The 12,777-nt window shown below is 49.0% G+C and carries 12 protein-coding genes and 2 tRNA genes; 7 read left to right on the forward strand and 7 right to left on the reverse strand.

From position 1 onward, the window contains the following. Positions 1-63: 63 nt before the first annotated feature. The 4 genes from DPQ22_RS06315 to yidD all read right to left on the reverse strand — a co-directional run bounded on the left by DPQ22_RS06315 (position 64) and on the right by yidD (position 4,790). A complete protein-coding gene (locus tag DPQ22_RS06315) occupies positions 64-462 on the reverse strand; it encodes an NADH:ubiquinone oxidoreductase subunit NDUFA12 (protein ID WP_150214247.1) in 399 nt (132 codons plus the stop codon). Between the two features lie 124 nt (positions 463-586). Then, entirely contained in the window at positions 587-2,104 is a 1,518-nt protein-coding gene (gene gatB, locus DPQ22_RS06320; protein WP_150214249.1) for an Asp-tRNA(Asn)/Glu-tRNA(Gln) amidotransferase subunit GatB, read from the reverse strand. 143 nt (positions 2,105-2,247) lie between these two features. Continuing rightward, positions 2,248-4,236 carry a threonine--tRNA ligase gene (thrS, locus tag DPQ22_RS06325; protein WP_150214251.1) on the reverse strand — a complete coding sequence of 663 codons (1,989 nt, stop codon included), beginning with the start codon at positions 4,234-4,236 and terminating at the stop codon, positions 2,248-2,250. 131 nt (positions 4,237-4,367) lie between these two features. Further along, on the reverse strand, positions 4,368-4,790 hold the full coding sequence (gene yidD / locus DPQ22_RS06330) for a membrane protein insertion efficiency factor YidD (RefSeq protein WP_150214253.1): 423 nt from the start codon (positions 4,788-4,790) through the stop codon (positions 4,368-4,370). A gap of 163 nt (positions 4,791-4,953) precedes the next feature. Here yidD and folE point away from each other — a divergent pair, with 163 nt between their 5' ends. From folE to DPQ22_RS06345, 3 genes are all read left to right on the forward strand, one after another. Then, positions 4,954-5,565, forward strand: coding sequence for a GTP cyclohydrolase I FolE (gene folE, locus DPQ22_RS06335; protein WP_150214791.1), 612 nt, complete (start codon positions 4,954-4,956; stop codon positions 5,563-5,565). A gap of 482 nt (positions 5,566-6,047) precedes the next feature. Next, positions 6,048-6,132: transfer RNA gene (locus DPQ22_RS06340), tRNA-Leu, on the forward strand. A 51-nt stretch (positions 6,133-6,183) separates the two neighbouring features. Continuing rightward, positions 6,184-7,368, forward strand: coding sequence for a DUF3644 domain-containing protein (locus DPQ22_RS06345; protein WP_150214255.1), 1,185 nt, complete (start codon positions 6,184-6,186; stop codon positions 7,366-7,368). Between the two features lie 4 nt (positions 7,369-7,372). Here the strand turns inward: DPQ22_RS06345 and DPQ22_RS06350 are convergent. Continuing rightward, a tRNA-Arg gene (locus tag DPQ22_RS06350) sits at positions 7,373-7,449 on the reverse strand. Between the two features lie 317 nt (positions 7,450-7,766). Between DPQ22_RS06350 and DPQ22_RS06355 the strand changes: the two genes are divergently transcribed. The 4 genes from DPQ22_RS06355 (at position 7,767) to DPQ22_RS06370 (ending at position 10,794) form a co-directional block, all read left to right on the forward strand. After that, entirely contained in the window at positions 7,767-9,227 is a 1,461-nt protein-coding gene (locus DPQ22_RS06355) for an NAD-dependent succinate-semialdehyde dehydrogenase (RefSeq protein ID WP_150214257.1), read from the forward strand. A 111-nt stretch (positions 9,228-9,338) separates the two neighbouring features. Then, positions 9,339-9,857 (forward strand): CopM family metallochaperone, encoded by a 519-nt coding sequence (gene copM, locus DPQ22_RS06360; RefSeq protein ID WP_150214259.1) that lies wholly within the window; start codon positions 9,339-9,341, stop codon positions 9,855-9,857. Positions 9,858-10,012: 155 nt separating this feature from the next. Next, positions 10,013-10,495, forward strand: a complete 483-nt coding sequence (locus DPQ22_RS06365; protein ID WP_150214261.1) for a type II toxin-antitoxin system death-on-curing family toxin — start codon at positions 10,013-10,015, stop codon at positions 10,493-10,495. Next, the gene (locus tag DPQ22_RS06370; protein WP_150214263.1) at positions 10,492-10,794 is read left to right on the forward strand and encodes a hypothetical protein; all 303 of its coding nucleotides are present in this window, start codon (positions 10,492-10,494) and stop codon (positions 10,792-10,794) included. The genes DPQ22_RS06365 and DPQ22_RS06370 overlap by 4 nt, the downstream gene beginning before the upstream one ends. 62 nt (positions 10,795-10,856) lie before the next feature. Here DPQ22_RS06370 and accC read toward each other — a convergent pair whose 3' ends face one another. Both accC and accB read right to left on the reverse strand, forming a co-directional pair. Further along, entirely contained in the window at positions 10,857-12,203 is a 1,347-nt protein-coding gene (accC, locus tag DPQ22_RS06375) for an acetyl-CoA carboxylase biotin carboxylase subunit (protein WP_150214265.1), read from the reverse strand. A 64-nt stretch (positions 12,204-12,267) separates the two neighbouring features. Further along, positions 12,268-12,738: an acetyl-CoA carboxylase biotin carboxyl carrier protein gene (accB, locus tag DPQ22_RS06380; RefSeq protein WP_150214268.1), complete on the reverse strand. Its 471-nt coding sequence runs from the start codon at positions 12,736-12,738 to the stop codon at positions 12,268-12,270. Between the last annotated feature and the right edge of the window lie 39 nt (positions 12,739-12,777).

Raw genomic sequence — 12,777 nt, forward strand, 5'->3', positions numbered from 1 at the left:
GCACGTCTTGCCCCGGCAAACCGTCTTCAAGCCAAAATTCGATGAGCAAAACCACTGCTCCGGTCAGTTTTCCGGTGCCCAGGCTTCATAATCACCTGTGACTTGCGGCCTTTGGCCGTGATGCGCTATTGAGCCTTGCGGCCTGTAAGCGGCAAATGTGCCGGTCAAATTAGGCTGATGCGGTTTCTCCCATGTATGCGGGTGATAATTTTCCTGAGAGGGAGGAATATCTACACGATGATGAATCCAGCCATGCCAACCAGGCGGGATAGTAGAGGCATCAGAATAATTTTTATAAATAACCCAGCGGCGCGGCTTCCCTTCTTTGGTTGTGCCGCCCTCATAATATATATTGCCAAATTCATCATGACCGATATATCGGCCTTTGCGCCATGTATAAAAGCGCATGCTGAGTGTGCTGCCGTTCCACCAGGTGAAAATCTGCTTGAATAAACGCGCCATTGCCAATATTCCCACTCGAAGATAAATTATTCCCGAAGCTTGAGGCCCAACCGAACTGCCTGCCAATTCCAACCAGTTCCGCCATTTTGGCCTGATTATAATTTATATACCAGAAATTTGCGCCTTAATCTTCAAGATTCAGTTTTTGTTTAATTACAATATTGACAGTTTGCGGGTTTACTTTGTCGCCTGTCGCCTTCATCACCTGGCCGACAAACCAGCCGGCAAGGCCTGGCTTTGTTTTTGCCTGTTCCACTTTATCCGGGTTCGCCCGCATAATATTTTCAACCGCTTTTTCAATGGCTGCATTGTCGGTTACCTGCTCCAGGCCGCGTTGTGCAACAATTTTTTGCGGGTCGCCGCCTTCCTGCCAGATAATTTCAAACACATCTTTGGCAATTTTGCCGGAAATCACTCCGGTTTTGATAAGCCGGATAATTTCGCTTAACTGCTCCGGCTTTATTGGCGATTTTTCAATCGGCAAAGCGCTCCGATTCAAAGCGCCGAGTAAATCATTAATTACCCAATTCGCCGCGGCTTTGCCGTCTTTTTCCACATCGGGCTGCGCTGCTACCAGCGCCTCAAAATAATCGGCGACAGCCTTTTCACTCACCAGAATAGAGGCATCATAAGCACTCAAACCCAAAGCCTCAATGAAACGTTTTTTCTTTTCATCAGGCAATTCCGGCAAATCAGCGGCCAGTTTATCAACAAATTCCTGATCAAATTTGAGCGGCAACAAATCCGGATCGGGAAAATAGCGATAATCATGCGCTTCTTCTTTGGAGCGCATGGAGCGCGTTTCCCCCTTTGCCGCATCAAACAGGCGCGTCTCCTGCGCGATTGTGCCACCATCTTCCAGAATGGCGATGTGACGGCGCGCTTCATAATCAATCGCCTGACCGACAAAACGAATGGAATTGACATTTTTAATTTCGCAGCGCGTGCCGAAAGGCTCGCCGACACGGCGCACGGAAACATTGACATCGGCGCGCATGGAACCTTCGTCCATATTGCCGTCACAAGTGCCGAGATAACGCACAATCATGCGCAATTTGGTCAAATAGGCTTTCGCCTCTTCACTTGAGCGCAAATCCGGCCGGGAGACAATTTCCATCAAGGCCACGCCGGCGCGATTCAAATCAACAAAAGACATTGTCGGGTGCTGATCATGCAGGGATTTGCCGGCATCTTGCTCCAGATGCAGGCGCTCAATGCCGATTTCTACCTCTTCAAACCGGCCTTTATTATCCGGCCCGACCGAGACAAGAATTTTACCTTCGCCGACAACAGGCTGGCGAAACTGCGAAATCTGGTAGCCTTGCGGCAAATCAGGATAAAAATAATTTTTGCGGTCAAATACTGAGGTCAGATTGATTTTAGCGCGCAGCCCCAGCCCCGTGCGCACGGCCTGACGCACGCATTCGGCATTGATAGCCGGCAGCATGCCCGGCATAGCGGCGTCAATCAGCGACACATTATCATTCGGCTCTGCTCCAAAATCTGTCGCCGCACCTGAAAATAATTTTGACCGGGAGCTTATCTGGGCATGAACTTCCATGCCGATAATAATTTCCCACTCACCCGTTGCTCCGGCAATCAGGCGTTTGGGATCAGCCTGGCGCGCTTCAATCAGACTCATAATTTATCCGCTGCTTCCACAATAAGCGGCATAATAAAACAGCCGCATTTCCTTGGCATAAAGCCTGTTTTATTTGCCTTTTTCACGAAATCTCTCTCACTCTGCCACCTGAAACCTGTCCATTTAAGCCGCCATAATCATATTTACAAAAGCCGCCTGCGTTTGACATCAGGCGGCATAGCCTCTTCCGCCAATAAAGTCACTGCCTCTGTTAACGGCAATTCCTTTTGGTCTTTGGCGCCCAGGCGGCGCATATTAACTGTGCCTTTTTCTGCCTCCCTCTGGCCGCAAACAAGAATCACCGGCACTTTTTGCAAGGAATGCTCGCGTATTTTATAATTTATTTTTTCATTGCGCAAATCGGCAGCAGCGCTCAAGCCCGCTGCCTTTAACTGCGCCGCAACCTGCCCGGCATAGGCATCGGCCTCTGCCGTAATAGTGGCAACAATCACCTGCTGCGGTGCAAACCATAGCGGCATATGGCCGGCAAAATTTTCAATCAAAATGCCAAGAAAACGCTCCATAGAGCCGCAAATAGCGCGATGAATCATTACCGGGCGCTGTTTTTCCGAATCTTTGTCAATATAAAAAGCGCCAAAACGCTCAGGCAGGTTGAAATCCACCTGAGTCGTGCCGCATTGCCATTCCCGGCCAATGGCATCTTTCAGCGTATATTCAAATTTCGGCCCGTAAAAAGCGCCTTCACCCGGCAAAATACCGGTTTTGATTTTACCGCCGGCCTGTGCTTCAATTTTTTTCAGCACATCAGCCATAATAGCTTCGGCTTTATCCCATAAAGCACCGGAACCAACCCGTTTTTCCGGCCGGGTAGAAAGTTTGACCGTAATATCATGAAAGCCGAAATCGGCATAAGTGGATAAAATCAATTCGTTAATCTGCAAACATTCTTCTGCCAGTTGCTCCGGCAGGCAGAAAATATGGGCATCGTCCTGGGTGAAGCCGCGCACCCGCATCAGCCCGTGCAGGGCACCGGAAGGCTCATAACGATGCACAGCGCCGAATTCTGCCATTTTTACCGGCAAATCACGATAAGATTTCAGCCCATGCTTGAAGATTTGCACATGGCCGGGGCAATTCATCGGCTTTAGCGCATAAACGCGGTCGTCATCAGCCTCATCACCGGCCGGGGTAACCTTGAACATATTTTCACGATACCAGTCCCAATGGCCTGAAAGCTCCCATAAAGATTTATCCAGCACTTGCGGGGCATTGACTTCGACATAATTATGGTCGTCCAGCCGGCGGCGCATATAGGCAACCAGATTTTGAAACATTTTCCAGCCTTTGGCGTGCCAGAAGACAACGCCCGGGCCTTCTTCCTGAAAATGGAACAAATCCATTTCACGCCCCAGCCGGCGGTGATCGCGCTTTTCTGCTTCTTCCAGCCGGGTTAAATAGGCTTTCAGCTCTTTTTCATGAGCAAAAGCGGTGCCGTAAATACGGGTGAGCATGGGGTTGCGCGAATCACCGCGCCAATAGGCGCCGGCCACTTTCATCAGCTTGAAAGCATTGCCGATAAAACCGGTAGAAGCCATATGCGGGCCGCGGCATAAATCAAACCAGTCGCCCTGAAAGTAGATTTTCACATCTTCCCCGGCAGGAATGGCATCGATCAGTTCCACTTTATAGGCCTCACCTTTGGCAGCAAAAATTTCTTTTGCTTTTTCCCGCGACCAGATTTCTTTGCGGAAAGCCCGGTTACGGGCAATAATCTCACGCATTTTTGCTTCAATCAGCGGCAGCTCTTCTGCGGTAAACGGCTTGTTGCGGGCAAAATCATAGTAAAAGCCGTTTTCAATAACCGGGCCGATAGTCACCTGTGTGCCGGGAAACAGCTCCTGCACCGCTTCGGCCAGCACATGGGCGCAATCATGGCGGATAAGCTCCAGCGCGCGCGCATCTTCCCGCATAATAAGCTCAAATTTGCCGGTTTTGCTCTTAATCGGCGTGACTTTATCGGCCAAATCCTGCAAGACCCCGTCCAGGCTGTAAGCCACGGCTTTTTTGGCCAGCGATTTGGAAAGCGAGGCAGCAATATCCGCCCCTGTTACCCCGGCAGGATAGCTGCGTTCCGCGCCATCGGGAAAAGAGAGAAAAATTTTCTCAGACATGCAAAACCTCAAATCAGCACAGGCATTGCTGCCTGTTTATACTGCCAATACCGGAGTCTGAACACTGATTTTGGCAGGCGGAGCAAACCTCACCCCCTTGTTTAAGCAAAAAAAGCGAAAAAGGAAAGGTCTCATTGCTTGCTCTTGTTAAAATCCTGCTGTTTTAATAATTCAGGCGGCCGTTTTTCCGGTTCATCATCGCCGGCCGATAAGGACGGTAAATGCCAATAGCGCCACGGCTTGAAAGGGGAATAATAAGCGGGCAGGGCGGCCGGCACCGGGTCAAAGCCATATGTGCCGCCGGGGCCGCAGCGGATAAAGCGAAACAGCGCTATAAAACTGCCCGCCCACAGGCCATAACGGGCTATGGCCTCATAGCCATATTCCGAGCATGTGGGCAAATGGCGGCAATGGCCGCCGATAAAGCCGGAAAGGCTGAGCTGATAAAGCCGGATAAGAGCCGTGCCGAAAAGGCGCCCCGGCGTTTTCGGCCATGGGGCGGCAAAATTCCGGCCTCTAAATTTGGGCTGCTTTTGCAGTTTTTGCTGAATCATATATTTTTAAAGGAATGTCTTGTGTATTTTTGCTGCCTGTTTTGGCGCTGACAGCTTCCCATTCCGCCTGTCTTATTATATGGTAGCGCCCTTGCGGCAAGGCGTATCCCGCTTAATATAGCTTAAACTCCGAGTAAAATATATAGTGACCGAAATTATGGCAATGAAAAATAAAAAAACAGCAAAATCAGCAAATGAGGCAGATTTGCGCCGGCCGAGCCAGGCTGAAGCCGAGCAGGCGGTGCGCACGCTTTTGCTCTGGATAGGGGAAAATCCGGAGCGTGAAGGGCTGTTAAAGACGCCTGAGCGCGTGGTTAAGGCCTATAATGAATTATTTAGCGGCTATGGCAGGGAGCCGGCAGAAGTTCTGGGCACGGCCTTTGAGGAAGTGGGCGGTTATGATGCGCCGGTGCTGATTAAAAATATTCCTTTTTATTCGCATTGCGAGCACCATATGGTGCCGATTATCGGCAAAGCTTCTATTGCTTATATGCCGGCGGGCGCGGTTATCGGCCTTTCCAAACTGGCGCGGCTGATAGAAATTTATGCCCGCCGCCTGCAAACGCAAGAGACAATGACAGCACAAATTGCCGATGCGCTGGAGCGCAATTTAAAGCCGCGCGGTGTGGCAATATTGCTGGAGGCTGAGCATTTATGTATGGCTATGCGCGGTGTGCACAAGCAGGGTTCCAGCACCATTACCACTATTTTCCGCGGCATTTATGCCAGAGACGCGGCTTTGAAAACAGAATTTCTGCGCCTCCTGGGCAAATGACGGGCTGACGGCTCCGCTGCTGCTTAAACCGGTTTGAGTAACAAGGCAGCAAATGCCGCGGGTGGCTCATAAAGCGTGACAGACAAATATGCTGTCAGCCGGGCGGCTGCCTGAACTGCGCGGTTAATTTTGCGCCCGATAGCGGGGAACCGTGCCCTGCGGTTTGCTGAATGCGCCGGCGAGGGGGGGTTCATTGCCTTGGGTGCCGGCGCGGTATTAGCAGCGGCGAGGGGAATTTTATTGCGCTTGCTGCGCCTGTGCCGCAGTATCGTGTTTGCAAAAGGGCAGGCAGCGCGCCGTGACGGCTATAAATTCTGACGAATAGATGTGTCGTATCACCCCACCGCCCGGGCAGAAAAGCGGCTGTCTGTGCTAAAAAGCGCTTGTAAATTTTTCGGCAATTTGCTACAGGCTTTGACACGCGGATTACCGCTTTTGCAGCGGGGTGCCTTATTTGTATCAGGCGGATCGGCGATATTTATGCGGTCGTGGCGGAATTGGTAGACGCGCAGCGTTGAGGTCGCTGTGGGGCAACCCGTGGAAGTTCGAGTCTTCTCGGCCGCACCATTTTTTCTTGTTTCTAAGCTTATAGTTTTTGGCCCTTAGGGAAAGTGAGCTATGGCGAAACGGATTAAGAACTCTCTCACTCGCGAAGAAATAGCTATTGCCAAAGCTCTTTTAGAGCGAGGATTTTCTAATCAGGAAATAGTAAATTGGATAAATATCGGGCGTGCTTTGCCGATAAATGGCGGGCGTATGTCTGATACAGTAAAGAGCGATGGCATTATTCCGAAAGCTTCTGAAGAAGAAGCGGATAATTTCTTATACAAGAAACGCAATTACGATTATAAAACCGGGCTAAACCCTGTTGATGATGCGCGTTTAATCTATGCGCGTGAAGCTATGTGTGCCGCCGTTGGTATTTTTAATAATCCCTCTATCCTCTTTAAAGCGGAGGGTTTTTGCGTTCTGGCCAATATAGCCTGGACGTATCTGGTGCATGAATATTGTCTCAGGAAAAATATCAGTATTCAGCAGGATAATGGGCAGACGTCAACGCTGGAGTTTTTGATAAATCAGCCTGATTTTCCTTTAGCACAAGGTATTAAGGATAATCTGGCTTCTTTAAAACGATTCCGTGATGCTATTGAGCATAAATTGCCTGATATTCGTATTGAAACGCGCTATGATATGCTGTTTCAAGCGTGCTGTCTGAATTTTGATAAAATGCTGAGAGAGTGGTTTGGTGAACGGCTTTCCCTGCAAAAAGAATTATCTATTGCCCTGCAATTTGCCAAACATGATATTCACGGCATTGCCGAATTGCAGAAGCATAGTGTTCCGCGTGAATTGCAGGCTCTTGATGCACAGGTTTACGGCAATCTGAGTGAAGAGCAGCTTAAAGATTTGGAATATCGGTTTAAACTTGTCTATGTAAAACAGGCAGTTCCCAAAGGCAGCGCTGATATGGCGGTTGAATTTGTTGCACCTGATTCCGCAGAGGGAAAACAAATCCATAATATTTTACTCAAAAAATCTTACGCTGATAAAGATTATCCTTTTAGGCCTATGGCTGTATGCGAAGCAGTCAGAAAAGCTACTGGTCGCAAATATACTGGTAATCAACATACAGAAGCATGGAAAAGGCATAAAGTTAGGCCGGCGGGGAAAATTGTTCCCAAAAAGGGGCAAGTTCAGAGCAAATATTGTCATTATCGTAGAACCCATAAGGATTATTTGTATAATCAGGCTTGGGTCGATCTGCTCATTGCGGAAGAGAAGGCAAAAGCTGTTAAGCCATAGAATTTGGTGCACCCGACAGAATTCGAATCTGTGACCTCTGCCTTCGGAGGGCAGCGCTCTATCCAGCTGAGCTACGGGTGCCTAAATTTGCCCGGCCGGTGTAATAACGCCGACAGGCGGCAATAACCAGACAAAATACGCTGTTTCAGCCCGAAACCGGCGGCCAAAACAAAACAGCAACCCGCTTTTAACCTATTGCTTTGCCGGCTTCAATCCTGAAATGCGTTTTGCCGCAATATTTTCACCCTATATCAATATTTCGCTTTATATATTTTGTCGGACTGTTCGCATTTTGCTGTCTTTGTCGATTTGAGCGCAGCTAAAACTATCATTAAAAAGCCCTATTTGCGGTAGATTGTCGCAGGCAGAGGCTAAATCGAGACAGGTAAGGGTGTTTTATGCGTCATCTTTTGCAAGATAAATCTTTGTTCAAAGAGGCTGTGCCGATTGCCGGTGCCTGGGTTGCGGCGCGTTCGGGCGAGTCTCTGGCTGTGCATAACCCCGCCACAGGAGAAGCAATCGGCCAGGTGCCGGTTTGCAGTGCGGCACAGGTGGAAAAAGCGATTGCCGCCGCTGCAACCGCGCAGAAAGCCTGGGCAAAAAAGCCGGCTAAAGAACGCGCTGATATTTTGCGCGCATGGTATAATCTGCTTATCGCCCATAAAAAAGATTTAGGGCTGATTTTAACGGCCGAACAGGGCAAGCCGCTGGCGGAAGCGATTGGTGAAGTTGAATATGGCGCCAGCTTTATTGAATGGTTTGCCGAAGAGGCGCGCCGTATTAACGGCGAAATAATCCCCGCGCCACAGGCAGATAGACGTCTGATTGTGCTCAAACAGCCGATTGGGGTAGCGGCGGCTATTACGCCGTGGAATTTCCCTAATGCCATGATTACCCGCAAGGCGGCGCCGGCTCTAGCCGCCGGTTGTGCTATGGTGCTAAAACCCGCCAGTCAGACACCGTTTTCTGCCATTGCTTTGGCTGTGCTGGCCGAGCGAGCGGGGCTGCCTTTGGCGCTGTTTAGCATAGTCACCGGCAAATCGGCAGAAATCGGCGCGGTTTTGACCCAAAGCCCGGTTGTGCGTAAATTAAGCTTTACCGGCTCTACCGCAGTGGGCGCCGGGCTTTATGCGCAATCGGCCACGACAATCAAGAAATTATCGCTGGAATTAGGCGGTAATGCACCTTTTATTGTTTTTGACGATGCCGATATTGATGCGGCCGTTGCCGGCGCACTTATCGCCAAATTTCGCAATAACGGCCAGACTTGCGTTTGTGCCAATCGTCTCTATGTGCAGGCAAAAATCTATGACCGTTTTGCTGCCAAATTGAAACGGGCTGTCGGCCGGCTGAAGCTGGGTAACGGGCTGGAAAGCGGCGTGACATTGGGGCCGTTGATTGATAAGGCAGCGGTAGAAAAGGTGAAAGAACATATTGCCGATGCACTGGCGAAAGGCGGTAAAATTATCCTTGGCGGCAAGTCTTCCGCTTTGGGCGGCACATTTTTTGAGCCGACCATTCTGACCGATATAACGGCAAAAATGCAGATAGCGCGGGAAGAAACTTTTGGCCCGGTGGCGCCGCTTTTCCGCTTTGATGATGAAGATGATGTCATTGCCCAGGCCAATAATACGGAATTCGGCCTGTCTTCCTATTTTTATGCCAAAGATATGGCCCGCGTCTTTCGCGTGGCAGAGGCGTTGGAATATGGTATTGTCGGTGTTAATACCGGGCTTGTTTCCACCGCCGAGGCGCCTTTTGGCGGTATAAAATATTCCGGCCTTGGGCGCGAAGGGTCGCATTTCGGCATTGAGGATTTTCTTGAGCTGAAATATGTTTGTATCGGCAATATTCTATGATTGCTTTTGCCTTGATTTCGCTCTATAGACTCTCCGGAGGAGAGGGGATTACGCTTCAATCAAAGCGAATTCTTTTGCTTGTCCCGCGTCATTAAGAGTATGGAGAGAAAAATGAAGAAAACAATTACTGCGCTTCTCGTTGCTTTTGCTGCTTCGAGTGCTGTTCCTGCTGTGGCTGCTGCCCAGCCTAAAGCTGTGTCGGATCATGGCCGGGCGGTTGTTCAGTCTGCCGTTCCTTTTGATAAATTGCCGGCTTCCACGCGCGGCCTAGTTAAAGCCACTGAAAAAATGCACCGCGAGATGATGATTGATTATATCGGCAATGCCGATATTGATTTCACCCGCGTGATGATTGCTCACCATAAAGGCGCCATTGCTATGGCCGAGGTAGAGTTGAAATATGGCAAAGATGAGCAGACACGCGCTCTTGCCAAAGAAATTATCGCCACGCAGAAAAAAGAAATCCGTCAGATGGAGGCATGGCTGAAGCAAAAACGCGAAGCCTATGATCAATATCTCAAAGATGAGAAGAAAGCCGCCCGCGAAGAAGCGCGCGCTTATGCTGAAAAATCCAAGGCCGATGCGGAAGCCGCCAAGGCTCAGTCAGAGCGGATTCAGCCGACAAAATAATCTTTGTCGCAGCCGGTCATGGCTTACAGCTTTTTTAAGGACTCTTCGGTTTCGCCGGGGAGTCTTTTTATTTGCTGTGTGCAGAATGCAGATAAATTTGCAAAACACTGTCCAGGTTTACAAGAATGAGGTTAGATTCTATATAATAGGCAATTATGTTTTTGCAGGGCCAAGATGCTATTATGAACGGGACTGTGGCAGACAGAATCAGCGCAGGCGAGATTACTCAAATTCATACGATTCTAACAGAAAAATTTTCTAATTCCAAAGACCCCATTTCTCCGCCCGGAATAAAAGACCGGAATATGCTTGAATCTTCAGCCGCCAGAGCTTTTCAATCAGCCGGAATAAAAGCTGCTTATGGCACAATTCATCAGAAAGCGGCTGTTTTGTTTCATGCTATTATCAATAATCACCCTTTTTATAATGGTAATAAACGCACAGCCTTGATCGCTGCTCAGGTTTTATTGGCAAGAGAAAATTACTGGTTGCATGATATTACAGATAAGCAATTATATGAATTTACCAAAAAAACTGCGGCGCATAAAATATCGGAAGATAAAAAAATGAAGTCGCCGATATTACTAAATGGCTTGAAGCCAATACGAGAAAAACCACAAAAGGTGATTGTCCTTTGACGCTCCGCGTTCTGGGAGAAATTTTAAAGAAATTTGACTATCGCACAAAAATTTCGGGGGAATTTGTTAATATTTATAACCGTGACGGGAAACATATTGAGCGTATTATCAAGAGAGGTATTCAAGGTTTTGCGCCTTATGACCCAGATTATATTTCGGGCCTGCGCAAAAGACTAAAACTGGATTTTAAAAACGGTTGCGACAGTGAGAAATTTTACGATGATAAGGGCTTAGATAATATTACTTCAGGGCTTATTGATCTACGGGTGGGGGTAATAAAGCGCTTGGCTAAGACATGATCTTATGTTCAAGATCTCTAGCCGCGCCGATAAGAAAGCGGCCGCGAGAACCGCTTGACTTTTTAGACGCTTTTTTGGCTCAGATAGCGCTCCAGCCAGTGAATATCATAATCACCTTTGATAATATCGGGATTATTGACCAGATCCTGGAAGAGCGGCACAGTTGTGCGAATACCGTCTACTACAAATTCGTCTAAAGCGCGTTTCAGCCGCATAATAGATTGCTGCCTGTCTTTGCCGTGGACAATCAGTTTGCCAATAAGGCTGTCATAATAAGGCGGAATACGATAACCGGAATAAACGCCGGAATCTACCCGCACACCAAACCCCCCCGGCGCGTGAAAATGGGTAATCAAACCGGGCGAAGGCGTAAAATGCACCGGATCTTCGGCATTGATGCGGCATTCTATCGCATGGCCGGTAAAACGCACATCTTCCTGCCGCAAGGCCAAATCTTCGCCGGCGGCAATGCGAATTTGCTCTTGCACCAGATCAATGCCGGTAACGGCTTCGGTCACCGGGTGCTCCACCTGTAGGCGCGTATTCATTTCAATAAAATAAAAAGCACCGTTTTCATAGAGGAACTCGATTGTCCCGGCGCCGCGATATTGCAGCCTGGCACAGGCATCAGCAACAATTTTACCGATTTTGGCACGCTGCTCCGTGTTGATAACCGGAGAGCCTGCCTCTTCCCATAATTTTTGATGGCGGCGCTGCAAAGAGCAATCGCGCTCACCCAGATGAATGGCATTGCCTCTGCCGTCTGCCAAAATCTGCACTTCAATATGGCGAGGCCTTTCCAGATATTTTTCAATATAGACTGAATCATCGCCAAAAGCCGCTGCCGCCTCAGATCGAGCCGCATTGAGCGCCAAAGATAATTCTTCTGCCTGACGGACAGTTTTCATACCGCGGCCGCCGCCGCCGGCCGAGGCTTTGATAAGAACCGGATAACCGATTTCAGCCGCAATTTTCAATGCCTGCGCTTCATCATTAACGGCACCCGCCGAGCCCGGCACAATGGGAATCCCCAATTCCTGCGCCGTTTTTTTGGCAGAGATTTTATCACCCATAAGACGGATATGATCAGCAGTAGGGCCGATAAAAGTGATATTATGCGCCGCCAGTATATCGGCAAATTTGGCATTTTCAGCAAGAAAACCGTAGCCCGGGTGCAGAGCATCGGCGCCGGAGATCTCACACGCGGCAACAATCTGCTGAATATTGAGGTAACTGTCGCGCGAGGGCGGCGGGCCTATGCACACACTCTCATCAGCCAGACGCACATGCATGGTATCGGCATCAGCAGTAGAATGCACGGCGACAGTCTTTATCCCCAATTCTTTACAGGCACGCAAAACGCGCAAGGCAATTTCACCACGATTGGCAATAAGAACTTTTTTTATCATTAAGGTAAATTCTCTTTCAGACAAAATTCAAAACAGCCTGTTACCTGAAACAGGAAAAAGCCGCTTATTCTATAATAACCAGTGCTTCGCCAAATTCTACCGGCTGTTCATTGGCCACCAGAATAGCCGTAACTGTGCCTGAACGAGGAGACGGAATTTGATTCATGGTCTTCATGGCTTCGACAATAAGCAAAGTCTGCCCTTCGCTGACATTTTGCCCCACTTCTACAAAGGAGCGCGCTCCAGGAGCCGGAGCCAGATAGGCTGTGCCAACCATAGGCGAGGCGACAGTATTTTCAGGATTGGGTTCTTGTCTGGCGGGAGAGGATTTTGCTGCTGCCGGCGCTGCGTTGCCCGGAATATTTGTATAAACCGCCGGGGCAGGAGCCGCGGCAGGATTGCGTGAAACGCGAATACGCATACCATCTTGCTCTACTTCAATATCGGAAAGATGGGTTTCATTCAGGATTGCCGCCATTTTGCGGATAATTTCCATATCAATACCGACACCTTTATCCCCATTTCTGGTTGTCATTTATTTTCACTCCTTCAATAGACGACATTGTAGTGCTGC

The organism is Candidatus Tokpelaia sp. (assembly GCF_008636115.1).
In the GTDB taxonomy this organism is placed as follows: Bacteria; Pseudomonadota; Alphaproteobacteria; order Rhizobiales; family Rhizobiaceae; genus QLZD01.